This is a genomic window from Aeromonas sp. 96A (assembly GCF_051919165.1).
In the GTDB taxonomy this organism is placed as follows: Bacteria; Pseudomonadota; Gammaproteobacteria; order Enterobacterales; family Aeromonadaceae; genus Aeromonas; species Aeromonas veronii.
This window is the reverse complement of the sequence record NZ_JBQBFE010000001.1, coordinates 3,634,608-3,659,139: the sequence shown is the minus strand read 5'-3', so window position 1 is coordinate 3,659,139 and position 24,532 is coordinate 3,634,608. Positions and strand designations below refer to the sequence as shown.

Genomic DNA, 24,532 nt, shown 5'->3' with positions numbered 1-24,532 from the left:
AAGGAGCTTTACTTGTCTCTATCTAATAATGCAAATTTGGTTTATGACTTTTTACGTAATCAAAGTTCAATGGGGCGAGTCGTTACGTACGGTACTGTAAGCAAAAATACGAATGTTCCTTTGGGAGAAGGTGGCGGAGCTGTAAGAGATGCCTTAGCCGAGATTTTCAAAAAGTGTGATGCAGCAAACTTACCACCGATCACTTCTATTGTTGTACAAGAAGCTAATTTGTATGATCGAAAGATGAGGTATGGAATGCCAGGTGGTGGATATTTATCAGCTGAAGCTCAAAGTGCTAATTTAGCAAATCGCCCTCGTCAATCTGGAATCGAAAGATGGGCTGAAAAGCCTAGACCGAAAGATACTGAAGTATGGCTTTTTAAAACCATGATAGAGCAACATCAAGATCTTGTATGGAATTACCAAGGTTCTTGGCCTTTATCTTTATAGAGAAGAAATTAGGACACCCACCATTCATGAATCTTGGCTCGCGTACCCTTCCAAGGAAATTTATGAAGCCCGACTTAACCGGTAGGCGGATTGTACTGCGCACCATTGGCCCGCAGGATGCCGCCGATCTGTTCGAGATTTATGGCAATCCGCTGACCATGGAGTTTGCCTCTGATCCCTGCTTTACCTCTCCCGCCATGGTGGCGCAGATGATGGCGAGCGTGGTGCGGCTGGAGCAAACGGGGGAGTCGCTGGAGTGGGCGATTGTCGAGCGGGAGGGCAACAAGGTGATCGGCACCTGCGGCCTACACAGTTTTAGCGAGGCGGGTCGCTGCTGCGAGGTGGGTTGCCTGCTCAATGCGGCCTATTGGCGCAGAGGGTTTATGTCGGAAGCGCTGGGATTGCTGTTCGCCCACGCCACCACACTGGGAGTCACCTGCCTCACCGCAGATATCGATGCAGATAACGTCCGCTCTATCGCCCTGTTTGAAAAGCTGGGCTTCAAGGCGCATGCAGGGCGCTATCAGCGCATGCACCCCTTTATCTGACCCGAAACCAGAGGCATAACCCCCTCGCCTCTCAGGGCGTTGTGGCAAGGCTCAGGCATAAAAAAACCGGAACCCAGGGGTTCCGGTTTTTTTTTCATTCCAGCCGAAGCTGGCAAACCAGCAAATTAAGCCTGGTTCTTAACTTCTTTCAGACCGCGGAAAGGAGCTTTGGCACCCAGAGCTTCTTCGATACGGATCAGCTGGTTGTACTTGGCAACACGGTCAGAACGGCTCATGGAACCGGTCTTGATCTGGCCAGCAGCGGTACCAACAGCCAGGTCGGCGATGGTCGCGTCTTCGGTCTCACCGGAGCGGTGGGAGATGACGGCAGTGTAGCCAGCGTCTTTGGCCATCTTGATGGCAGCCAGAGTTTCGGTCAGGGAACCGATCTGGTTGAACTTGATCAGGATGGAGTTGGCGATGCCGTTGTCGATACCGCGCTTCAGGATCTTGGTGTTGGTTACGAACAGGTCGTCACCCACGATCTGGATTTTCTTGCCCAGTTCAGCAGTCTGGTAGGCGAAACCTTCCCAGTCAGATTCGTCCAGGCCATCTTCGATGGAGACGATCGGGAACTTGGTGGTCAGGTCAGCCAGGAAGTCGGAGAAACCGTTGGAGGTGAAGACACGACCTTCGCCTTTCAGGTTGTACTCTTTCTTCTCTGCGTCGTAGAACTCGGAAGCAGCGCAGTCCATAGCCAGGGTGATGTCGGTGCCCAGTTTGTAACCGGCAGCGGCAACGGCTTCAGCGATAACTTCCAGCGCTTCGGCGTTGGATTTCAGGTTCGGAGCGAAACCACCTTCGTCACCAACTGCAGTGTTGTAGCCCTTGGACTTCAGCACTTTGGCCAGGTTGTGGAACACTTCTGCGCCCATGCGAACGGCTTCTTTCAGGGTCTTGGCGCCAACCGGCTGGATCATGAACTCCTGGATGTCGACGTTGTTGTCGGCGTGCTCACCACCGTTGATGATGTTCATCATCGGCAGCGGCATGGAGTAAACACCCGGGGTGCCGTTCAGCTCGGCGATGTGGGCGTACAGCGGCATGCCTTTGGCAGCAGCGGCAGCTTTGGCGTTAGCCAGGGAAACAGCCAGGATGGCGTTGGCGCCGAACTTGGATTTGTTCTCGGTACCGTCGAGGTCGATCATGATCTGGTCAACGGTGGCCTGGTCCTTGGCATCTTTACCCAGCAGAGCTTGAGCGATCGGGCCGTTTACGGCTTCGATGGCTTTCAGCACGCCTTTACCCAGGAAACGGCTCTTGTCGCCGTCACGCAGTTCCAGCGCTTCGCGGGAACCGGTGGACGCGCCAGACGGAGCGGCTGCCATACCAACAAAACCACCTTCCAGGTGAACTTCGGCCTCAACGGTCGGGTTACCACGGGAGTCGATGATTTCACGACCGATCACTTTAACGATCTTGGACATGTGTATTTCCTCAGGTTTCGTAAAAAAACAACAAAAATATGCCAAAAAAAGCGGCTGTGGCACAGTGCCCCAACCGCATTTATTTTCAATTACTTCAAATTACGCTTCTGATACTCGCCTGCCGCCTTCACAAAACCGGCGAACAGAGCGTGGCCATCACGAGGAGTAGAGGTGAACTCCGGGTGGAACTGCGCAGCCACGAACCAGGGGTGATCCGGGATCTCGATGATTTCCACCAACTTCTTGTCGGCGGAGAGACCGGTCACTTTCAGACCTGCCGCTTCAATCTGCGGCAGCAGCTTGTTGTTTACTTCGTAACGGTGACGGTGACGCTCGTAAATGGTCGGGCTGCCGTACATCTGACGCACTTTGGAATCTTCGACCAGGTGGCAGAGCTGGGAACCCAGACGCATGGTACCGCCCAGATCAGACTTCTCGGTACGGGTCTCGACGTTGCCCTCTTCATCCACCCACTCGGTGATGAGGCCGACGACCGGGTACGCGCAATCTTTCTTGAACTCGGAGGAGTGAGCCCCTTCCATACCCGCTACGTTGCGAGCGAATTCGATCATGGCAACCTGCATGCCGAGGCAGATACCCAGGTAGGGGATCTTGTTCTCGCGGGCATACTGGGCAGCCAAAATTTTGCCTTCCACACCGCGCTCACCAAAGCCACCCGGCACCAGGATCGCGTCCAGACCTTCCAGCAGCTCGGCGCCACGGGTCTCGATGTCCTGAGAGTCGATGTACTTGATGTTGACGGAGTGACGGGTCTTGAGACCACCGTGCTTGAGCGCCTCGTTGACGGACTTGTAAGCGTCCGGCAGGGAGACGTATTTGCCGACCATACCGATGGTCACTTCACCAGTCGGGTTGGCCTCTTCGTAGATAACCTGTTCCCACTCGGACAAGTCAGCCTCTTTGCACTCCAGACCGAAACGCTCGGTGAAGTAGGAGTCCAGGTTCTGGGATTTCAGCAGTGCCGGGATCTTGTAGATGGAGTCGACGTCTTTCATGGAGATGACGGCGCGCTCCGGCACGTTGCAGAACAGGGCGATCTTGGCGCGCTCGTTGGCCGGAATGGCACGGTCAGAGCGGCAGATCAGCACATCCGGCTGGATACCGATGGAGAGCAGCTCTTTCACGGAGTGCTGGGTCGGCTTGGTCTTCACTTCACCGGCAGCGGCCAGGTAAGGAACCAGCGTCAGGTGCATGAACATGGCGTTGTTGCGGCCCACTTCGGCAGCCAACTGACGAATGGCTTCGAGGAACGGCAGGGACTCGATGTCACCCACGGTACCGCCCACTTCGACGATGGCAACCTGATGGCCTTCGGCACCGGCAATCACCCGCTCCTTGATGGCGTTGGTGATGTGCGGGATAACCTGAATGGTGGCGCCCAGATAGTCACCACGACGCTCTTTACGCAGTACGTCGGCGTAGATACGGCCGGTGGTAAAGTTGTTGCGACGGGTCATCTTGGTGCGGATGAAACGCTCGTAGTGGCCCAAATCCAGATCGGTTTCGGCCCCGTCCTCGGTTACGAACACTTCACCATGCTGGGTCGGGCTCATGGTGCCCGGATCCACGTTGATGTACGGGTCCAGTTTCATGATGGTCACATCCAGACCACGGGCTTCCAGAATGGCTGCCAGAGAAGCTGCGGCAATGCCTTTGCCGAGGGATGAAACAACGCCACCAGTAACAAAAATATATTTGGTCGTCATGCTGAACCTGAAAGAAGTTTAGGGAATTTTAAGGGGTGCTTCGGGGATGAAGCAGGACGGGGAAACAGTATACCAAAAACCCCTCTCCCAAACAATGAGCAAAAATCTATCAGGCTCACCGCCCCCCCATCTTGCGCCAAATCAACTTTGCTCGGTTTCCTTCGCCTTATCCCAGGCGGCATCGAGCTTTTCGAGGGTGCAATCGGTCATTTTCAAGCCTTCTGCGACGATTATCTGCTCAACCTGACGAAAACGACGTTCGAACTTGGCGTTGGCACCTCGCAGTACCTGCTCCGGATCCTTGCCCAGATGACGCACCAGATTGACGGTGGCAAACAACAGGTCGCCGAGCTCGTCGCTCACCCGCGCCTCGTCCACATCGGCCATCAGCGCCTCTTCCATTACCTCGTCGATCTCTTCGTGGATCTTGTCCACCACAGGCCCCAAGGTTTTCCAGTCAAAACCGACGGTGGCGCAACGTTTCTGAATTTTGGCGGCGCGGGTCAGGGCAGGCAGCGCCTGCGGGATATCGTCCAGCACGCTCTCTTTGTCGAGGGCCGCCCGCTCCTTGGCTTTTTCCGCCTCCCAGTTCGCTTTTACCGCCTGCTCGTTGGAGAGATCTGCATCGGAAAAAACGTGGGGATGACGGCGAATGAGCTTTTCACTCACCGTATCGACGATATCGGCAAAGTCGAACAAGCCCCGCTCTTTACCCAGCTGGGCGTAAAACACCACCTGAAACAGCAGGTCGCCCAACTCCCCTTTCAGCCCCTTCCAATCCTTGGTCTCGATGGCATCGGCCACTTCGTAGGCCTCTTCCAGGGTGTGCGGCACTATGGTCTGGAAGCTCTGTTTCAGATCCCAGGGGCAGCCGTTTTGCGGATCACGCAGACGAGCCATGATGTCGAGCAGTTGAGGCAGATCGTAACGTTGAGACATGAGATATTCGCTTTCGATTCGTTCAAAAAGGGTCGGAAATGCAGACCGGCCACTGGGGCCGGTCGGTTCGATATCAAAGCCGCTTGGCGCTGATCACGTCGTTAAGCTGACTGAGCTTGGCCAACGCCCGGTTGAAGGCGTTGATGTTGTAAATCTCCAGCTCCATGTCGATCTCGGCGGTCTGCTCGCGCACGTTGGAGCGTGAGCGCACCCCCATCACATTGATCTTCTCGTTGGCCAGCACGGTAGTGATATCGCGCAGCAGACCGGAGCGATCATTGGAGATGATCCGGATAGTGAGGCCGTAGCCACCGGAGTAGTTCTCCCCCCACACCGCATCGATCAGACGCTCCGGATTGCGACGTGACAACTCCTTGAGCTGCTCGCAATCTTCCCGGTGGATCGAAACGCCACGCCCCATGGTGATAAAGCCCTGAATGGAGTCCCCCGGAATCGGCTGGCAGCAGCGGGCAATATGGGTCATCAGGTTGCCGACCCCTTCCACCACTATGTGATCCTTGGGCTTGTGGCGCATCGGCGCATTGGCCTTCTGCTCCAGCTTCTCCAGCAGTCGGCGATCTTCCTCTTCCGCCGTCGGCTTGTTGTAACAGGTGTCGAGATAGTTGAGCACCTGGTTGATGCGGATATCGCCGCTGCCGATACCGGCCAGCAGATCGTCGGTGCTCTCCAGATTGAAGCGGCGCAGCATGTTGCCCTTGTCAATCTTGGACATGCTGAGGTTGTGGCGATCCAGCTCCTTCTCGAACAGCTCGCGACCGGCCACGATATTCTTGTCCCGATCCAGTTTTCTGAACCAGGTCGCCACCTTGGCCCGCGCCCGGCTGGAGCGCAGGAAGCCGGCGTTGGGGTTCATCCAGTCGCGGCTCGGGTTCGGCTCTTTCTGGGTGATCACCTCCACCTGATCGCCGGTCTGCAGCGCATAGGTAAACGGCACGATGCGGCCGTCAATCTTGGCGCCGATGCAGCGGTGGCCGATCATGCTGTGGACGTGATAGGCAAAATCGAGCGGGGTGGCGCCAGCCGGCAGGTCGATGACATCCCCTTTCGGGGTGAAGACGTAGACCCTGTCCTCGAACACCTGACTGCGCAGATCTTCCAGCAGGGAGCCGCTCTCGGAGAGATCTTCCTGCCAGGCGAGCAGCTTGCGCAGCCACTCGATCTTGTCTTCGAAGGTGTTGGCCTTGCCGCCAGCCTGTGCCCCTTCCTTGTAGCGCCAGTGCGCCGCGACGCCGAGCTCGGCATCCTGATGCATCTGGTCAGTACGGATCTGGATCTCGACAGTCTTGCCCTCCGGCCCCACCACTACGGTGTGGATCGACTGATAGCCGTTGGGTTTGGGGTTGGCGACATAGTCGTCAAACTCGCGAGGAATGTGGTGGAACTGGGTATGCACGATACCGAGCGCCGCATAGCAATCCTGCAGCCGCTTGGTCACTACCCGCACCGCGCGCACGTCGAACAACTCGTTGAACTCGAGGTGCTTCTTCTGCATCTTGCGCCAGATGCTGTAGATGTGTTTCGGCCGACCGTACACCTCGGCGTCAACTCCCGCCTCTTTCAACCCATTACGCAGGGATTGCACAAACTCGCGGATATAGCGCTCACGGTCGAGCCGCTTCTCGTCGAGCTGCTTGGCGATCTGCTTGTAGGTATCCGGGTGCAGATAACGGAAGGCGAGATCTTCCAGCTCCCACTTGAGCTGGCCGATGCCCAGACGGTTGGCGAGCGGCGCATAGATGTTGGTGATCTCCTGGGCCATCAGCACCCGGGTCTCTTCATCTGCCGTCTTCGCTTCCCGCAGGCAGGCGATCCGCTCCGCCAGCTTGATCACCACGGCGCGCACATCCTCGACCATGGCGAGCAACATGCGACGCACGTTGTCGACCTGCTCCGGCGAGGTTTCGCTGCGATGGAGGGTTTGCAGGGAGCGGATGGCCTCCATCTCCAACACCCCTTCCACCAGCTTGGCGATCTTGGAGCCGAAGTCCTCGTCCATCCGCTCCTGGCTGATGAGACCGGCTTCGACGAAGGGGTAGATGATGGCGGCCTTGAGGGTACCGATATCCATGCTGAGCATCTGCAGGATGCCCACCATTTCGATGCCGCGCACCAGCAGCTTGCTGGTCAGCGCCTCGTCACCGAGCGTCAAACAATACTGGTAGACGGTTCGCAGCTGATCCTTTTCACTGTCACTCAAGGAGAGCGAGCTGACCCACTCTTCCAGGGTGAAGTTGTCTTTCAAATGAATATCGCGAACCGCAACCATGGTATCAATCCTTTAAATTATCGGGCCGAAAGCTGTCACTTTCTCCCCTCATGAGATTGCCTCAAATGGGGATATCCAGCGCACTTTTCAAGGCATATTGTCCAGAAAGACAATAGAGCGCGCCAACAGGCCCTGCCGAACGACGAGGGTCTAGATTACCCCAATCACATCAGCTCAAACAGCCGCAGACATGCCAGATTACATATCCGCATAGCCGAACTGATGAGCAGGATGACTTCATATACACACCTGCTCAAACAGTAACAAACATGCCGGATGACCTATCCGGCATCGCCGAACTGATGAGTCATTTACTCCCGTTCAAACAGCGCCATGGACTCCAGATGACCGGTGTGAGGGAACATGTCGAGCATGCCGAGACGCACCAGACGGTAACCCCCTTTCACCAGCACCTGACTGTCCCGCGCCAGGGTGACCGGGTTACAGGAGACGTAGACCACCCGCTTGGGTGAAAGTTTCACGACGTGTCCCATCACTTCCAGCGCGCCGGGACGAGCCGGATCCAGCAGCACCAGATCAAACCCTTCACGCGCCCAGGACATGCCGACGATGTCATCGCTCAGGTCAGACTTGTAGAAACGGGCATTGGTGATGCCGTTGCGACGGGCGTTCTCTTCGGCCCGCTGCACCATGGCCAGTTCACCTTCCACACCCACCACTTCGCGAGCCTGACGGGCCAGCGGCAGGGTGAAGTTGCCGATGCCGCAGAAGAGATCGAGCACCTTGTCATCCTTGCTCGCCCCGAGCCATGTCAGCGCCTGCTCAACCATGCTCTGGTTGATGGGGCCGTTGACCTGAATGAAATCACCGGGAGCAAATGCAAGAGACAGGCCATCCAGCGAGTAGGATGGGGAAAATTGTTGCTGCAGCGCTTCGATACGATCATCGGCAGCTTGCAGATAGAGGTCGATCCCCTGCGTTTTTGCAAACGCCACCAGCAGGGCGCGATCCGCCTCATTGGGGCGGCCGGTGTGACGCAGCAGCATCATGATCCCCTGCTCGGCCTGGATTAGCTCCGCATGGCCCAGCTCACGCTGGCTCTTGAGGCGATTGAGGCATTCACGCAGCGGGGCAATCAACGCAGAGAGCGACTCAGCCAGCACAGGGCAACCGTCGATCTCCACCAGATCGTTGCTGTTACGGCGGCGGAAACCGACCCGGGTGCAGCGACCATTCTTGTCAAATTTGATGGCCAGACGACAAACCCGGCGGTAGGCGCGATCTTCACCGGTCAGTACCGGCTCCAGCACCGGCGCCTTGATGTTGCCCAACCGCTCGAACAGGCTGACCAGTCCCGCCGCCTTGGCGGCTTGCTGATCGGCAACCGGCATGTGCTGGGCACTGCAACCGCCGCACTCGCGATAGTGGCTGCAAAAGGGAGCGATACGATTGGCCGCCGGGGTCACCACCTGTTGCAAGGCGGCGTGACCATACTGCTTTTTCTCTTCGGTGATGCGTGCCTTGACGGTCTCGCCGGGCAGTGCCCCTTCGACGAAGATCGCCTTGCCCTGATGGCGACCGATACCGACGCAGTGGTGATCGAGGGTGTCTATCGTAAATTCAATGCGTTGGAGCTGAGTGGACTTCTTTTGGGGCTTGAAAAACTGGGCCATAAAACTTGGTGCCTATAGGTGGCTATGTCATGATTGTGGAATCTGCTGCCGGGTATTGTCCCACAAGAATAATAGTATGACCAAATACGGCCACAGAGCCCGTGTATTGCCATCAACCCTATCGCCAACCCTGTTCACTGGTGGCCTGTTCGTATGACCAAATATGGCCTGAGAGCACGCGTTCTCGCCTTCACCATCCTGCCGACCCTGATCATTGGTGGCCTAATGGCCGGTTACTTCACCTTCCACCGCTACCAGCAGCTGGAAAACAACCTTATTGATCAGGGGATCAACATCATCGAACCGCTGGCGATCGCCAGTGAATACGGGATGACCCAGCACAGTCGCGAATCCCTCAAGCGGCTGATTGGCCTGACCCATCGCAAGAACTCCCCCTTCATCAAATCCATCGCAGTCTTCACCCAGGACAACCAGCTGTTCGTCACCTCGAACTACCACCGGGATTTCACCCGGCTCAGGCTGCCCGATGGCGAGCCCATTCCGGATCTGACCAGCGTGACGTTTCAGGGGGACGACATCATTTTGCGCACCCCGATCCAGGCTGAAACCAGCCTCGATGGCTTCCCGCTGCCCAGCGATGTAGAGCCGCCGATGATCGGCTACATTTCGATGCAGATGGCAACCGATCGGGCCATGCTGCTGCAGTACCGCGACACCTTCTTTGCGGTGATCATGGTGCTCATCGGGGTCGCCTTCAGTACCCTGTTTGGCTTCCGTCTGGTCAAGAGCGTGACCCAGCCCATCACCAACATGGTGCAGGCGGTGCACAAGATCAGGGAGGGGCGGCTCGATACCCGGGTCAGCGGCCAGCTCACCGGCGAGCTGGATATGCTGAAAAACGGCATCAACGCCATGGCCAAGGCGCTCTCCGAATATCACGAAGAGATGCAGCAGAATATCGATCAGGCTACCTCTGACCTGCGCGAAACCCTGGAGCAGATCGAGATCCAGAACGTCGAGCTCGACATGGCCAAGAAACGGGCGCAAGAGGCGGCGCGGGTCAAGTCGGAGTTTCTGGCCAACATGTCCCACGAATTGCGTACCCCGCTCAACGGGGTCATCGGCTTTACCCGCCAGCTGCTGAAAACCAGCCTGACCCCGAGCCAAACCGACTACATGCAAACCATCGAGAAGTCGGCGCGCAACCTGCTTGGCATCATCAACGACATCCTCGACTTCTCTAAGCTGGAAGCAGGCAAGCTGCAGCTGGAGCATATCCCGTTCAGCCTGCGCGACACTCTCAACGAGACCATGCACCTGCTCGGCCCCAGCGCCCACGACAAACAACTGGAGCTCTCCCTGCGGGTGGATGCCGATGTGCCGGACTACCTCACCGGCGACCCCATGCGTCTGCAACAGGTGCTGACCAACCTCACCGGCAACGCCATCAAGTTCACCGAACAGGGCAACGTGGATGTCCATATCGAGCAGACCGGCAGTGGCAACCACAAGGTGAGGCTCAACGTCCAGATCCGCGATACCGGCATCGGAATCTCCCAGGAGCAGCAACATCAGCTGTTCCAGGCCTTCAATCAGGCCGACTCCTCCATCTCCCGCCGTTATGGCGGCACGGGTTTGGGCCTCGTTATCACCCAGAAGCTGGTGCAGCAGATGGGCGGCCAGATCCGCTTTGAATCGGAGCTAGGCAAGGGCTCCATCTTCTCGTTCAGTCTGGATGTGGAGGTCTCCCCCCTGCCCCAGACCGATCAACTGCCGCTGGATCGGATCCGTGGCAAACGGCTCTGGCTGCTGGAACCGGATCCCTTCTCACAAGCCTCTCTGCTCGCCCTGTTGGCGGAGTGGCACCTCGATGTGCACCCACTGACCAGCGATGATCCCTGGCCCGAGATGAGCGAGCAGGAGATGGTGATCATTGGCAGCAGCACCCTGCATACGCCGCAGCAGGTGATCGGCCGTCTCGACAGACTGAACGGCCAGCAGCAGAACACCATAGTGCTGCTCAGCAGCCACGAGCCGGCGCTCTATGAAGCTATGCTGGCCCATGGCGCCCAGCACTGTCTCTCCAAACCGGTCAACCATCGCAAGCTGCTGCACGCCCTGCTCTCGCCGGAATCGAGCCGCCAGAAGCTGCCCGCCCAGCCTGCGCCGCGCCAGTTGCAGCCCATCAAGGTGCTGGCGGTGGATGACAACGCCGCCAACCTCAAGCTGATCGCCGCCATGCTCAAGGAGATGGTGAGTCAGGTGGTGGTGTGCAAAAACGGCAAGGAGGCGGTCAAGCAGGCACAGAGCCAGCCGTTCGACATCATCTTCATGGATATCCAGATGCCGATCATGGATGGCATCAGTGCCACCCAAGCGATCCGCAACCAGTCCCTCAACACCACCACCCCGATCGTGGCGGTGACCGCCCACGCCATCCCCGGAGAACGGGAGCGGCTGATCCGGCAGGGCATGGACGACTATCTGGCCAAGCCCATCGACGAGAGCATGCTGGCCCAGCTCATCACCGACTTTGCCCATCGCCGTCACCAGAATAATGGTGCCCAACAGATCGACTGGGCACTTGCGGTGCGGCAGGCGGCGGGGAAAGAGCATCTCGCCAGAGAGATGCTGACCATGCTGCTGGCCAGTTTCGAGGAGGTCGAGCCGGTGCTGGATAGCGCGCTGGCGGGCGAAATTGAAGATAGCGAGGTGCTGTCCCAGCTCCATCGCCTCAACGGCGGCTGTGCCTATTCCGGGGTGCCGGGGCTGCAACGGCTGCTCTCCCAGCTGGAGCAACAGCTGCGTGACGGCGTGCCGGTGAGCGAGCTGGAACCCGAGCTGCTGGAGCTGCAAGATGCGCTGGAACTGGTGCGCCAGGAGGCACCCCGCTATCTCGGCAAGGCTTGATGAGCTTGACCTGAACTGTATCTGCCCCCGCTTTTTCTGACGCGAGGGCCGCCAGATGGTAAAGTTGCGCCGTTTACACAGGAGTCAGCATGACCAACAACGATATTCTGCGCCGTCTGCGCTACGCCCTCACCATCAGCAACGACCAGATGGTCGAGATGTTTGCCAAGGGCAACCTGACGGTCACTCACGCCCAGCTGCACAGCTGGTTGATGAAAGAGGCAGCGGAAGGTGAAGAGCAAGAGGCAGGCTATGTCGCCTGTCCCGACTCGGCCCTGAGCCAGTTCCTCGACGGTTTCATCATCGCCCGCCGCGGCGTGCGGGAAGATGCACCGGCCCAGGTGATCCCGAACCGGATCAACAACAACATGATCCTGCGCAAGCTGCGCATCGGTCTCAACTTCAAGGAAGAGGACATGCTCGGCACCCTCAAGCTCGCCGACTTCAACCTCTCCAAGTCCGAGCTCAGCGCCCTGTTCCGCTCCAAGGATCACAAGCACTATCAGGATTGCGGGGATCAGATCCTGCGCAACTTCCTGATCGGCCTCACGGCCAAATACCGCGGCTGACCAGCCGCGCGACTGACCAGAACGGGCCTTCGACATGTGCCAGCGACTCACTCCTCCCACGCTCAGCAGACTGGCTGTGGCAGGGGGATGGCGCTGGCGCTGTCTTCTTCCCCTCTTCTTTCTGCCACTGGTTCTGCTGCTGGGCGCCTGCACACCGTCCGAGTACCAGCTCTCGACCCGCTATCAGAGCGCCAACCAGAACGAGCGGATCGCCTTTCTGATCCTCCACTACACCGACGAAGACGATGCCAATTCCTTGCGCCTGCTGACCGAGCCGGAGCACAAGGTGAGCGCCCACTACCTGATCCCCCGCGACAGCCACGAAACACCGCTACCGGTCTATCAGCTGGTGCCGGACAGCGCGCGCGCCTGGCATGCGGGACGCAGCCGTTGGCACCAATATGCCGGGCTCAATGCCAGCTCCCTTGGCATCGAGATCGTCAACCTCGGCTATCCAGCGGAAGATGAGTCGCTGGCACCCCATGCCCGGCGCTGGCAACCCTATACCCCGCAACAGATTGCTGCCGTCGGCGCACTCAGCCGGGAGCTGGTCACCCGCTACCGCATTCCACCGACCCAGGTGCTGGGCCACAGCGATGTCGCCCCCGAGCGCAAGCAGGATCCCGGCCCTCACTTCCCCTGGCGCCAGCTCTATCTGACGTACGGAGTCGGCGCCTGGCCAGATGAAGGTCGGGTGGCCGAGCTACTGGCCAGCCCCTTGCCCGATTGGGATGCGGCCATGTGGCAGCAGCAGCTGGCCCGCTATGGCTACGGCCTGTCCCAAACCGGCCAGTGGGATGAGCAGAGCCGCGCCGTAATGGGCGCCTTTCAGCTCCACTTTCGCGCCAGCAAGGTCGATAGCAAACCGGACCGCGAGTGTCAGGCCATCCTGATGGCGCTGCTCGAAAAATACTTCCCCTAATCCTCATCCATTGCCCCCGTTGCTGCGTACTGTTTGATAGCCGTTAGCTATCAAACAGTTAGGCACAAGCAATTGTCCCTGCATTTTGCAAGGCGTTATTCTGACTGCGTTCCGAAAGAGAATTTAAAACCGATTTCCAAATCTGGAGGTGAATGATGAAAAGCCCGATTGGTCTTGATACTGCTCAATCACAAGCCCTGGCAGCCGAGTTGAACAAATTGCTGGCCAGCTACCAGATCCTCTACATGAACGTGCGCGGCTTCCACTGGAATATCCGTGGCAACCAGTTCTTCGAACTGCACCTGAAATTTGAAGAGATTTACAACGACCTGCTGCTGAAAGTCGACGCACTGGCCGAGCGGATCCTGACCCTGGATGGCGTGCCCATGCACAGCTTCAGCGACTACCTGAAAGTCTCTGCCATCCCGGAGCAAAAAGGGCTGCACGATGGCCGCGCCTGTGTCGAATCCCTGCTGGATAGCTTCCGCGAACTGCTGGTCGCCCAGCGTCGTATTCTGGGCCAGGCCGCCGAAGCCGGTGATGAAGGCACTGCCTCCATCCTCTCCGACTATGTGCAGCAGCAGGAAAAACTGGTCTGGATGCTGCGCGCTTATCTGGCCTGATAGTGAACCAAGCCGACTACAGCGTACGTATGCCGGCTTGAGTAAGTACCGGGCCGAAAGCTCCTGACCAGACCACGGCCCAATCCGTCTGATTGTTATGTTCTGTTGCAAACCTGAGTTGTCTCTCCTTTTATCCACCCGCTTGCCGCCCTGTTTGGGCGGCTTTTTTTGTTTTTGATCTGCATCAAGGGAATCTTAATTGGCAAATTGAATGCCTATTAAGTTTTTCGCGAGAGGAATAGAATCGCCACAAAACAGACAACTGAAATGTCCAATTAGGAGAGGCATGATGTTTTGTGTGCAATGTGAACAGACAATTCGTACCCCGGCTGGCAACGGCTGTGCCTACGCACAAGGTATGTGCGGCAAGACGGCGGAAACCTCGGATCTGCAGGATGTACTGATCTATACCCTGCAGGGGCTCAGCGCCTGGGCGCTGGCCGCCCGTAAGCAGGGCATCATCGACAGCGAGATCGATGCCTTCGTGCCCAAGGCCTTCTTCGCCACCCTCACCAACGTCAACTTCGACTCGAATCGCATCGTGGCCTATGTCAATCAGGCCCTCGCCTATCGCCAGCAGCTGGCCGATCGTATGACCGCCATGGCGGTGCAGGTGAACGACTTGCCACAGTCCGCTTACTTCGAACCCGGTGCCGAGCTGCTGGAGCAACTTGCCCATGCCGCATCAGCCGCCCCCAATCGGGGCAAGAACGAGGTAAACGAGGACATCATGGGGCTGCGTCTGCTCTGCCTCTACGGCCTCAAGGGCGCCGCTGCCTATATGGAGCACGCCCGGGTGCTGGATCAGCAGAGTGACGAGGTGGCTGCCGAATTCCATCGCATCATGAGCTGGCTCAGCACAGATCCGAGCGAAATGGGTCGGCTGTTCAACTGCGCCATGGAGATCGGTCAGCTCAACTTCAAAATCATGGAGATGCTGGATTTGGGTGAAACCAGCGCCTTCGGTCATCCGGAACCGACCCAGGTACGCGTCACCCCCATCCCCGGCAAGTGCATTCTGGTCTCCGGCCACGACATGATGGATCTCAAGCTCATTCTGGAGCAGACCAAGGGGACCGGCATCAACGTCTACACCCATGGTGAGATGCTGCCTGCGCTAGCCTACCCCTTCTTCAAGCAGTACCCCCATCTGGTGGGCAACTACGGATCCGCCTGGCAGAACCAGCAGAAAGAGTTTGCCAACTTCCCGGGCGCCGTGGTGATGACCTCCAACTGCATTATCGACCCGAATGTGGGCAACTACTCGGATCGCATCTTCACCCGCTCCATCGTCGGCTGGCCGGGCGTCACCCATCTGGAGGGGGATGATTTCTCCGCCGTGATCGCCAAGGCCCAAGCGCTGGAAGGCTTCAAGCACACCGAGCTCGAGCACTTCATCACCATCGGCTTTGCCCGCAACGCCCTGATGCAGGCTGCGCCCGCAGTGATTGAGAAGGTCAAAGCAGGAGAGATCAGCCACTTCTTCCTGGTAGGTGGCTGTGACGGCGACAAGGCCGAGCGCGCCTACTTCACCGAGTTTGCCAAGGCGGCGCCGCGCGACAGCCTGCTGCTCACCCTGGGCTGCGGCAAGTACAAGTTCAACAAGCTCGACTTTGGCGACATCGGCGGCATTCCGCGCCTGCTGGACGTGGGCCAGTGCAACGATGCCTACTCCGCCATCCAGTTGGCGCTGGCACTCTCCGAGGCGTTCGAGTGCGGGGTCAACGATCTGCCGCTGACGCTGGTGCTCTCCTGGTTCGAGCAAAAAGCCATCGTCATTCTGCTCACCCTGCTCTCCCTCGGGGTGAAAGACATTCGTACCGGCCCGACCGCCCCCGCCTTCCTCACCCCGGCTCTGCTCAAGGTGCTGGAAGAGCAGTTCGGTCTGAAAGGGACCACCACGGCCGAGGCTGACTTGGCCGAGATCCTGGCGGCCTGATCGGCATCTCATGTTGTAAGCGTTTGGCGAGCCGCCCGGCTCGCCTTTTTTCTGGATCCGGCTTTTTCACCAGACGTTTTTCGAACCGTTTAAAACCTAAGGAGCCTTGTGATGACCTCTCTCACGCTCACCTGCATTGGCCGCCAACAGAACACCCACGACGTCGTGAGCTGGCAGCTAGCGCCGCTTTCCGGCAGCCTCCCTCCCGTACTGGCTGGCCAGTGCATCACCCTGCATACCGAGATTGACGGCCAGCCGGAGTGCCGCGCCTATACCCTATCCTCCAGCCCGCAGGATTCATGCTGGCAGGTCACCATCAAGGATGTGGGACGGGTCTCCCGCCATCTGCACCAGACCTTGCAGGTGGGAGACGAGATCCGGGTGGATGGTCCGTTCGGCGATTTCAACCTGACCAACCTCCCTTGCAAACGGCCACTGCTCTTGAGCGCTGGTTCCGGCATTACCCCCATGTGGGCCATGTTGCGAGACGAGCTAACCAAACGGCCGGATGCCGATATCCGCTTTATCCATAGCGCCCGCTCGCCAGCAGATGTGATCTTCGCAGATGACTTGGCTGCATTGGCCGAAGCGCATCCCGGTGTACGCCATGCCCTGATACTGGAAGAGGCGCCAACGGCTCATCCCTGGGTGGGCCGACTCACCCCCGCTATGCTGGCCGAACTGGCCCCAGATCTGCGCGAACGCCACGTCTATCTCTGCGGCCCGGCCCCCTATATGGCGGCGGTCAGCGCCATGCTGGCAGAGCTGGGATTGCCGCCGGAGCAGCTGCATCAGGAGTCCTTTGGCCTTCCTCCCGCAGAGCCCGCCACCACCAGCGACCACTTCTGGCTGACCCTGAAAAAGAGTGGCAAAAAGGTGAAGATCCTGCCGGGTCAAACCCTGCTGGCGGCACTGGAAGCGGCGGGCGAAACCATGATGGCAGCTTGCCGCGCCGGGGTATGTGGCAGCTGTCGTTGCACCACCACAGGTGACATCGAGCGCCAGAGCGTGATGACCTTGAGTGCTCAGGATCTGGAGAGCGGCGTTGCTCTGGCCTGCTCCTGCACCGCGAAAGGGGATATCAGTCTCGATTATTGAGATACACAAAGGGCTTCATTGGTATCTCAACCTTTTCTCGAGCGGGCAGGACGGGTAGACTCGGCCCCAGTTTCACCAGAACACGGGATAAAAAATGACAATACTGGTCACAGGGGGCGCCGGCTATATCGGCTCCCACACCCTGGTTGAGCTGCTCGGCGCGGGGCAGCAGGTCGTGGTACTCGACAACCTCTCCAACTCCTCACCGGAGTCACTCAAGCGGGTCGAGCAGATCACCGGCAAACCGGTCACCTTCGTCGAAGGGGATGTGCTGGACAGAGCCTGCCTGCAGCAGCTGTTCGCCAACCACCAGATCGAATCGGTCATTCACTTCGCCGGCCTCAAGGCTGTCGGGGAGTCGAGCCAGATCCCGCTCACCTACTACCAGAACAACATCAGCGGCACTCTGGTGCTGTGCGAAGAGATGGCCAGGGCCGGAGTTTTCCGCTTGGTATTCAGCTCCTCGGCCACCGTCTATGGCGATCCCGCCTCGGTGCCGCTGCGGGAAGATTTCCCCACCAGCGCCACCAACCCCTATGGTCGCTCCAAGCTGATGGTGGAGGAGATCCTGCGCGATCTCGCCAAATCCGATCCCCGCTGGGCCATCGTACTGCTGCGTTACTTCAACCCGGTCGGCGCCCACGAGAGCGGCCTGATTGGTGAAGATCCCAACGGTATCCCCAACAACCTGCTGCCCTATATTAGCCAGGTGGGTGTCGGCAAGCTCAAGGAGCTGGGGGTATTTGGCAACGACTACCCGACCCCGGATGGCACCGGCGTACGCGACTACATCCATGTGGTGGATCTCGCCATCGGTCACCTGAAAGCACTGGCACGCATCAAGAGCGACACCGGCGTCTTCACCTACAACCTGGGCACAGGTCAAGGCTACTCGGTACTGGAGATGGTCAAGGCGTTTGAAGCGGCCAGCGGCCGACCCATTCCCTACCAGATCAAACCCCGTCGCCCGGGCGACATCGCCGAGTGCTGGGCAGAGCCGACGCTGGCCCGTGCCGAGCTGGGCTGGCAGGCAGAGCGCGGTCTGGATCAGATGATGGCCGATACCTGGCGCTGGCAAAGCAACAACCCGAACGGTTATCAAGGCTGATCTCTCGCGGGTGGATAACAGAACGCCCCGACATTTTCATGTCGGGGCGTTTTATTTTGCGACGTTCAATCAGTGGGTCTGACTGCGCAGCAGCGGCACACGGGCCAATCGGGGGGAAATGCGCTCTATCAGCCGATCCGCCAGCGGGGTCAACAGCAGCCAGGGCAGACAGAGGGTCGCCAGCCCCAGTGCGCCGACGTAGACATCGGTAAACCAGTGGGCGCCAGCCAGAATGCGCGGTGCGGAAAAGATCGGCACCATCAGCAATGCGGTGACTCCCGCCCAGCGCGGCAGATAACGCAAGGCGTAGCCGGCGAAGATCATCAGAAACAGGGCGTGATCCCCGGGGAAGCTATCACCGGAAGAGTCCTTGGTCGGAATACCGCTGATCTGGGTCACCCGCAGCGCATCGGCCACCATCAGGGTCGGGCTGGGTCGCTCCACCGGCAATCGGTGACCAAGCTGGTTGATCACCAGTGCACTTAGCAGCATCACTATCCCCATCGCCACCAGGTGGCGACGACCCGCCAGATCCCGTGCAAAGAAGCAGCGGACCAGAATCAGCCCCATACAGGCCAACACCGCCAGATCGAACAGCCGGTTATTGGTTATGGCCACCAGATCGGCCCACAGAGCCGACTGCCCGAGCCAGCCGTTAACGGTATGAAAAATCGCGAGGTCCCACTGATCCCAAGGACCATGAGCGGGCAGCGCAGCCCAACTGATGGTCACCAGACCACCGACCAGATAGCAAAGCAGGAACTTGCCCATGGGGACTCTCCTTTGAAAAAGGGCGATATCGTAAAACTGTAGAGTGCGTCACAAAACCGAAGAATTGTAAGAAAGTGCGACACAATATCAAGTCTCAAATAAAGCCTGCCAGCCCATTCCAATCTCGCATATCCCAACAGCGCCAAGATTTCTGCCTCCGGTGCTGCATCTGTGGGCCTCTCACCATGAGTGCGGCTTGTGCCACCACCGCAACACCCCCTAGAATGCGCACTTCCCTTTACTGCGAAAGGAAGCGGTATGCATATTCACATTCTCGGGATCTGCGGCACCTTTATGGGTGGTCTGGCGGTGTTGGCAAAACAGCTTGGTTACCGGGTGACCGGTTCGGATGCCAATGTCTATCCCCCCATGAGTACCCAGCTCGAGCAACAGGGCATTGAACTGACCGAAGGCTATGACCCCTCCCAACTCGATCCGGCGCCGGATCTGGTGGTGATCGGCAACGCCATGAGCCGCGGCAACCCCTGTGTTGAATATGTGCTGGACCGCAATTTGCCCTACATCTCCGGCCCCCAGTGGCTGCTGGAGCACGTGCTGCAAGATCGCTGGGTGCTGGCCGTCGCCGGCACCCACGGCAAGACCACCACCGCCAGCATGCTGGCCTGGGTGCTGGAGTACGCCAAACTGGAGCCCGGTTTCCTTATTGGCGGCGTGCCGGGCAACTTCCCGGTCTCCGCCCGTCTCGGCTCTGCCCCCTTCTTCGTCATCGAAGCAGACGAGTATGACTGCGCCTTCTTCGACAAGCGCTCCAAGTTCGTCCACTACCATCCGCGCACCCTGGTGATGAACAATCTGGAGTTTGACCACGCGGACATCTTCCCGGATCTCGCCGCCATCCAGCGCCAGTTCCACCACCTGATGCGCACCGTACCGAGCAACGGTCGGGTGCTGTTCCCGAAGGCGGATGACAACCTCACCGCCGTGCGCAAGATGGGCTGCTGGAGCGAAGTGGAGCTGGTGGGTCAGGATGACGCCAAGTGGAAAGCGGTCAAGCTGGCCGATGACGGCTCCGCCTTCGAGGTGTGGCTGGATGGCGAAAAGCAGGGTGAGGTGCACTGGGAGTGCATCGGCGAGCACAACGTCAACAATGGTCTGATGGCCATCGCTGCCGCACGCCATGCTGGCGTGATGGTGGAGCATGGCATCGCCGCCCTCTGCCAGTTCAAATCACCCAAACGGCGGATGGAACTCAAGGGCGAAGTGGCTGGCATCAGCGTCTATGACGACTTTGCCCACCACCCCACCGCCATCGAGACCACCCTCGGCGGCCTGCGCGCCAAGGTAGGCGGCTCACGTATTCTGGCGGTGCTGGAGCCGCGCTCCAACACCATGAAGCTGGGGGTTCACAAGGAGGAGCTGGCTGGCTGCTTCGATGGCGCCGACGAGGTGTTCTTCTTCCAGCCGCCCAACATCGGCTGGGATCTCGGCGAGGTGACAGCCCATATGACCCGTCCGGCCAAGGTATTCAACGATCTGGAGACCCTGATCAATCGGCTGGTGGCCGAGAGCCGTGATGGCGACCATATTCTGATCATGAGCAACGGCGGCTTCGGTGGCATTCATGACAAGCTGATCGCCCGCCTCAAGGATTACCACGGCGAACTATGAACAAAGCGATCACCCTGGCGCTGACCGGTGCCTCCGGCGCCCCCTACGCCCTGCGCCTGCTCCAGTGTCTGGTGCAGGCGGACTATCGGGTCTACCTGCTCGCCTCCTCGGCGGCTCGTGTGGTACTCAAGACCGAGCAGCAGCAGGATTGGCCCGGCTCACCGAAAGAGCTCTCTGCTTATCTCTGTCGCCAATATGGCGCCAAGGAGGGGCAGATTGTCGCCTGCGGCAAGGAGGAGTGGTTCTCGCCAGTCGCCTCCGGTTCGGCAGCCCCCAAACAGATGGTGGTCTGCCCCTGCTCCATGGGCACCGTCTCGGCCATTGCCAACGGTACCTCGGACAACCTGCTGGAGCGGGCGGCGGATGTGGTGCTCAAGGAGCGCGGCCAGCTGATCCTGGTGCCCCGCGAAACCCCATTCTCGGCGATCCATCTGGAGAACATGCTGAAACTGGCGCGGCTCGGGGTGACCATCATGCCTGCCGCCCCCGGTTTCTATCATGAGCCGAAAAGCATCGAAGATCTGGTGGACTTTATGGTCGCCCGCATCCTCGATCATCTCGGTGTCGAGCATGAGCTGACCCACCGCTGGGGCTATGGCCACCGCTGAGGTGACCGCCATATCCGGCCATAAAAAACGGCGCCACTCAATGAGTGACGCCGTTTTTTCGTTAAGTCGTGTTAGCGAGCCTGAATTGGCGCCGTCACGTACTTGAACAGGAAATCAGTCACCTCTTGTCGCGCCGGGCGCTGAGGTTGATTGATCATCTGCATCATCACATAGCCAAAACCGGTCAAAGAGCGGGCCAGATCCTGTGCTGACAGCACGCTGGTGATCTCCCCTGCATCCATGGCGGTTTGCAGCTCGCTGGCGATCAGCTCAAGGCACTGATCGAGCAGCCGGGTATAGCGGGGCCATACCTCTTCCCGAACCGATGAGCTCCACTCCAGCCAGATACCGGCATAATCCGGTTGATCGTAGGCGGCATCGACAGAGAGGCGTACATGACGCTGGATCTTGTCGAAAATGGAGCCCTGGTCACCGTATGCCTGCGACAGCATCTGGTTCACAAAGCGTTCGATCTCGGCCAGCACCTCATCTACCAACTCCTCACGGGTGTTGAAATAGTTGAAGACGGTAGCCACAGAGACCTTGGCCTGTTCGGCTATCTCGGCGTGACCTGCACGGCCAATGCCGCGACGGGAGAACACCTCGATGGCACATTCCATCAATTGGGAGCGACGAGCTTCCGGCGACAGCCGGGTACGACGTCTTATTTCTGCGCGTGGTTCCATAGTTTTTATCATCTAATAGTTATTGATTATGGTGTTTATAGTATTTTAACTAATCATGCCTGAGTGCCTGCTAACTCTATCAATTAAAATAAGCCGATAAAAGCACCACGTATCTCTAGCACCCTTCAACATGAGTGGTAGAATCATCGGTTTTGATATTCATGAACGGCCAAATCCCCTTTGGCCTTATGGGAGTAAGTGATGAAACACACCGTCGAGGTGATGATCTCCGAGGCTGAAGTAGCCGCCCGGATCGCCAAATTGGGTGAAGAGATCACCGCCCGCTATCAGGGTTCTGACGAAGTCGTGATGATTGCGCTGCTGCGCGGTTCCTGCATCTTCCTGGCCGACCTCTGCCGCCAGTGCCAGCTGCCCATCACCCTGGACTTCATGACCGCCTCCAGCTACGGCTCCGGCATGCACAGCACCCGTGACGTCCGCATCCTGAAAGACCTGGACGACGACATCAAGGGCAAGGATGTGGTGATCGTGGAAGACATCATCGACACCGGTTACACCCTCAACAAGGTGCGCGAGATCCTCTCCCTGCGCGAGCCGAAATCCCTGGCCATCTGCACCCTGCTGGACAAACCCTCCCGCCGCGAAGTGCAGGTGCCGGTCGACTGGATTGGCTTCGCCATTCCGGACGAATTCGTGGTCGGCTGTGGCATCGACTACGCCCAGAAGTACCGCAACCTGCCGTTTATCGGCAAAGTGGTACCCCAGGAGTAAGCCAGGTTCAGGTATATCACGGGTGAAGCGGCCTTGCGCCCTTTACTCTGTGCAGGCGGCCTTGGCCGCCTTTTCTGTATCGAGCCGGATTCAACCATCACAGAGGTTGCAATGAACGCACTGGAAATCAGCGGCCTGAAAAAGACCTATCAGGGGGGCGTTGAAGCCCTTAAAGGCATCGATCTTACCGTCAGGCAGGGAGATTTCTTCGCCCTGCTCGGCCCGAACGGCGCGGGCAAGTCCACCACCATCGGCGTCATCAGCTCGCTGGTGAACAAGAGCGCCGGCAAGGTGAAGGTGTTTGGCTACGACATCGACAGCGATCTCGAACAGGCCAAGGCCCAGCTCGGACTGGTGCCGCAGGAGTTCAACTTCAGCCAGTTCGAGAAGGTGATCCAGATTGTCACCCATCAGGCCGGTTTCTACGGCGTGCCCAAGGCGGAAGCCAAGATCCGCGCCGAGAAGTACCTGCGCCAGCTCGATCTGTGGGAGAAGCGCGACATGCCTGCCCGCACCCTCTCCGGCGGCATGAAGCGCCGTCTGATGATCGCCCGCGCCCTGATGCACGAGCCCAAACTGCTGATCCTCGATGAACCGACCGCCGGGGTCGATATCGAGATCCGCCGCTCCATGTGGACCTTCCTCAAGGATCTCAACGAGCAGGGCGTCACCATCATCCTTACTACCCACTATCTGGAAGAGGCGGAGATGCTGTGCCGCAACATCGGCATCATCGACAAGGGTCGTCTGATCGAGAACACCAGCATGAAGAATCTGCTGGGCAAGCTGGGTCGCGAGACCTTCCTGCTCGACCTTGCGCCAGGTTCTGCCGTACCCGAGGTGCCAGAGTTCAACGGCCGCATGCTGGATGAGCGCACCCTCGAGGTGGATCTCGACAAGAGCCAGTCACTCAACAGCCTGTTCGAGCAGTTGTCGAACCAGCAGGTGCAGGTCGTAAGCATGCGCAACAAGGCCAACCGACTGGAAGAGCTGTTCGTCAATCTGGTCGAAGAGGGGAGAAAAGCATGAATCTGGCCATCTACTACATCGCCTTCAAGAGCATTCTGGCCAAGGAGGTGAGCCGCTTCACCCGGATCTGGATCCAGACCCTGGTGCCACCGGCCATCACCATGAGCCTCTACTTCGTCATCTTCGGCAACCTGATCGGTTCACGCATCGGTGACATGGGTGGCTTCACCTACATGGAGTTCATCGTGCCCGGCCTCATCATGATGTCGGTGATCACCAACTCCTACTCCAACGTTGCCTCCTCCTTCTTCAGCGCCAAGTTCCAGCGCAATATCGAGGAGATGCTGGTGGCACCAGTGCCCAACTACGTCATCATCGCCGGCTACGTGGGCGGTGGCGTGGCGCGCGGCCTCTGCGTCGGCCTCATTGTCACCCTAGTGTCGCTCTTCTTCGTGCCGCTGCAGATCCACCATCTGTTCAGCGTCTGCTTCACCGTGCTGCTGACCGCCATCCTCTTCTCGCTGGGTGGCCTTATCAACGCAGTGTTTGCCAAGACCTTCGACGACATCAGCATCATCCCCACCTTCGTGCTGACACCGCTCACCTATCTGGGCGGGGTGTTCTACTCCATCAGCCTGCTGCCCCCCTTCTGGCAGAGTGTCTCCCAGGTGAACCCCATCATCTACATGGTGAACGCGTTCCGTTACGGCTTCCTCGGCATCTCCGACGTGCCGCTCGGCACCGCCTACCTCATCATCATCGGCTTTATCGTGGCCCTCTACGGTATCGCCTGGTGGCTTATCTCCCGTGGCACCGGTCTGCGCCACTGATTGCCAAAACGGGCACCTCGCGGTGCCCGTTTTTTATTCCCCCTCTAGCCCCTCCAACCTGCTAGCCCCCTTCTCAATAACCTGCCTGTCATTAAGGATTTACCTGACACCTTGTGATCCACCGCAATTTTCGAATTACCCCCAAAGGTATAATTCTCGCGGTTG

Annotated in this window: 21 protein-coding genes; 14 read left to right on the top strand and 7 right to left on the bottom strand. The window is 58.6% G+C overall.

The annotated features are described in order from the left end of the window. Nucleotides 1-12 precede the first annotated feature (12 nt). Nucleotides 13-450 (top strand): hypothetical protein, encoded by a 438-nt coding sequence (locus ACTG2W_RS17050; RefSeq protein WP_146142134.1) that lies wholly within the window; start codon nucleotides 13-15, stop codon nucleotides 448-450. A gap of 62 nt (nucleotides 451-512) precedes the next feature. After that, nucleotides 513-998, top strand: a complete 486-nt coding sequence (locus ACTG2W_RS17045) for a GNAT family N-acetyltransferase (RefSeq protein ID WP_106844371.1) — start codon at nucleotides 513-515, stop codon at nucleotides 996-998. Between the two features lie 125 nt (nucleotides 999-1,123). Here the strand turns inward: ACTG2W_RS17045 and eno are convergent, their stop codons facing one another. The 5 genes from eno to rlmD form a co-directional block, all read right to left on the bottom strand. Next, nucleotides 1,124-2,425, bottom strand: a complete 1,302-nt coding sequence (eno, locus tag ACTG2W_RS17040; protein ID WP_005335583.1) for a phosphopyruvate hydratase — start codon at nucleotides 2,423-2,425, stop codon at nucleotides 1,124-1,126. A gap of 89 nt (nucleotides 2,426-2,514) precedes the next feature. Next, nucleotides 2,515-4,152 carry a glutamine hydrolyzing CTP synthase gene (gene pyrG, locus ACTG2W_RS17035; protein WP_005335584.1) on the bottom strand — a complete coding sequence of 546 codons (1,638 nt, stop codon included), beginning with the start codon at nucleotides 4,150-4,152 and terminating at the stop codon, nucleotides 2,515-2,517. A 141-nt stretch (nucleotides 4,153-4,293) separates the two neighbouring features. After that, nucleotides 4,294-5,091, bottom strand: coding sequence for a nucleoside triphosphate pyrophosphohydrolase (mazG, locus tag ACTG2W_RS17030; RefSeq protein ID WP_106844372.1), 798 nt, complete (start codon nucleotides 5,089-5,091; stop codon nucleotides 4,294-4,296). Nucleotides 5,092-5,164: 73 nt separating this feature from the next. Then, entirely contained in the window at nucleotides 5,165-7,378 is a 2,214-nt protein-coding gene (relA, locus tag ACTG2W_RS17025; RefSeq protein WP_005335588.1) for a GTP diphosphokinase, read from the bottom strand. A 311-nt stretch (nucleotides 7,379-7,689) separates the two neighbouring features. Then, nucleotides 7,690-9,012 (bottom strand): 23S rRNA (uracil(1939)-C(5))-methyltransferase RlmD, encoded by a 1,323-nt coding sequence (gene rlmD, locus ACTG2W_RS17020; RefSeq protein ID WP_440016423.1) that lies wholly within the window; start codon nucleotides 9,010-9,012, stop codon nucleotides 7,690-7,692. A 153-nt stretch (nucleotides 9,013-9,165) separates the two neighbouring features. Here rlmD and barA point away from each other — a divergent pair, with 153 nt between their 5' ends. The 7 genes from barA (at nucleotide 9,166) to galE (ending at nucleotide 18,142) form a co-directional block, all read left to right on the top strand. Next, nucleotides 9,166-11,883 (top strand): two-component sensor histidine kinase BarA, encoded by a 2,718-nt coding sequence (barA, locus tag ACTG2W_RS17015; RefSeq protein ID WP_440016422.1) that lies wholly within the window; start codon nucleotides 9,166-9,168, stop codon nucleotides 11,881-11,883. Between the two features lie 89 nt (nucleotides 11,884-11,972). After that, nucleotides 11,973-12,452 carry a DUF1456 family protein gene (locus ACTG2W_RS17010; protein ID WP_005335594.1) on the top strand — a complete coding sequence of 160 codons (480 nt, stop codon included), beginning with the start codon at nucleotides 11,973-11,975 and terminating at the stop codon, nucleotides 12,450-12,452. A 34-nt stretch (nucleotides 12,453-12,486) separates the two neighbouring features. Further along, nucleotides 12,487-13,374, top strand: coding sequence for an N-acetylmuramoyl-L-alanine amidase (locus ACTG2W_RS17005; RefSeq protein ID WP_440016421.1), 888 nt, complete (start codon nucleotides 12,487-12,489; stop codon nucleotides 13,372-13,374). 155 nt (nucleotides 13,375-13,529) lie between these two features. Continuing rightward, nucleotides 13,530-13,997, top strand: a complete 468-nt coding sequence (locus tag ACTG2W_RS17000; protein WP_005362843.1) for a Dps family protein — start codon at nucleotides 13,530-13,532, stop codon at nucleotides 13,995-13,997. 289 nt (nucleotides 13,998-14,286) lie between these two features. Further along, a complete protein-coding gene (hcp, locus tag ACTG2W_RS16995) occupies nucleotides 14,287-15,936 on the top strand; it encodes a hydroxylamine reductase (RefSeq protein WP_106844415.1) in 1,650 nt (549 codons plus the stop codon). Between the two features lie 111 nt (nucleotides 15,937-16,047). Beyond that, entirely contained in the window at nucleotides 16,048-17,034 is a 987-nt protein-coding gene (locus tag ACTG2W_RS16990; protein ID WP_106844376.1) for a hybrid-cluster NAD(P)-dependent oxidoreductase, read from the top strand. A 94-nt stretch (nucleotides 17,035-17,128) separates the two neighbouring features. After that, complete coding sequence (gene galE, locus ACTG2W_RS16985; protein ID WP_106844377.1) at nucleotides 17,129-18,142, top strand: UDP-glucose 4-epimerase GalE; 1,014 nt, start codon at nucleotides 17,129-17,131, stop codon at nucleotides 18,140-18,142. A gap of 69 nt (nucleotides 18,143-18,211) precedes the next feature. Here galE and ACTG2W_RS16980 read toward each other — a convergent pair whose 3' ends face one another. Beyond that, a complete protein-coding gene (locus ACTG2W_RS16980; RefSeq protein WP_106844378.1) occupies nucleotides 18,212-18,913 on the bottom strand; it encodes a phosphatase PAP2 family protein in 702 nt (233 codons plus the stop codon). Nucleotides 18,914-19,171: 258 nt separating this feature from the next. On the opposite strand from ACTG2W_RS16980, the gene mpl reads away from it, so the two are divergent. Further along, nucleotides 19,172-20,542: a UDP-N-acetylmuramate:L-alanyl-gamma-D-glutamyl-meso-diaminopimelate ligase gene (gene mpl, locus ACTG2W_RS16975; RefSeq protein WP_106844379.1), complete on the top strand. Its 1,371-nt coding sequence runs from the start codon at nucleotides 19,172-19,174 to the stop codon at nucleotides 20,540-20,542. Next, nucleotides 20,539-21,150, top strand: a complete 612-nt coding sequence (locus ACTG2W_RS16970) for a flavin prenyltransferase UbiX (protein ID WP_106844380.1) — start codon at nucleotides 20,539-20,541, stop codon at nucleotides 21,148-21,150. The genes mpl and ACTG2W_RS16970 overlap by 4 nt, the downstream gene beginning before the upstream one ends. 71 nt (nucleotides 21,151-21,221) lie before the next feature. Here the strand turns inward: ACTG2W_RS16970 and ACTG2W_RS16965 are convergent, their stop codons facing one another. After that, nucleotides 21,222-21,836: a TetR/AcrR family transcriptional regulator gene (locus tag ACTG2W_RS16965; RefSeq protein WP_005362858.1), complete on the bottom strand. Its 615-nt coding sequence runs from the start codon at nucleotides 21,834-21,836 to the stop codon at nucleotides 21,222-21,224. Nucleotides 21,837-22,037: 201 nt separating this feature from the next. On the opposite strand from ACTG2W_RS16965, the gene hpt reads away from it, so the two are divergent. The 3 genes from hpt to ACTG2W_RS16950 all read left to right on the top strand — a co-directional run bounded on the left by hpt (nucleotide 22,038) and on the right by ACTG2W_RS16950 (nucleotide 24,367). Continuing rightward, nucleotides 22,038-22,568 carry a hypoxanthine phosphoribosyltransferase gene (gene hpt, locus ACTG2W_RS16960; protein WP_005335618.1) on the top strand — a complete coding sequence of 177 codons (531 nt, stop codon included), beginning with the start codon at nucleotides 22,038-22,040 and terminating at the stop codon, nucleotides 22,566-22,568. Between the two features lie 111 nt (nucleotides 22,569-22,679). Beyond that, on the top strand, nucleotides 22,680-23,597 hold the full coding sequence (locus ACTG2W_RS16955) for an ABC transporter ATP-binding protein (RefSeq protein WP_106844381.1): 918 nt from the start codon (nucleotides 22,680-22,682) through the stop codon (nucleotides 23,595-23,597). Then, nucleotides 23,594-24,367, top strand: a complete 774-nt coding sequence (locus ACTG2W_RS16950; protein WP_005335622.1) for an ABC transporter permease — start codon at nucleotides 23,594-23,596, stop codon at nucleotides 24,365-24,367. Before ACTG2W_RS16955 ends, ACTG2W_RS16950 begins: the two co-directional genes overlap by 4 nt. Nucleotides 24,368-24,532 lie beyond the last annotated feature (165 nt).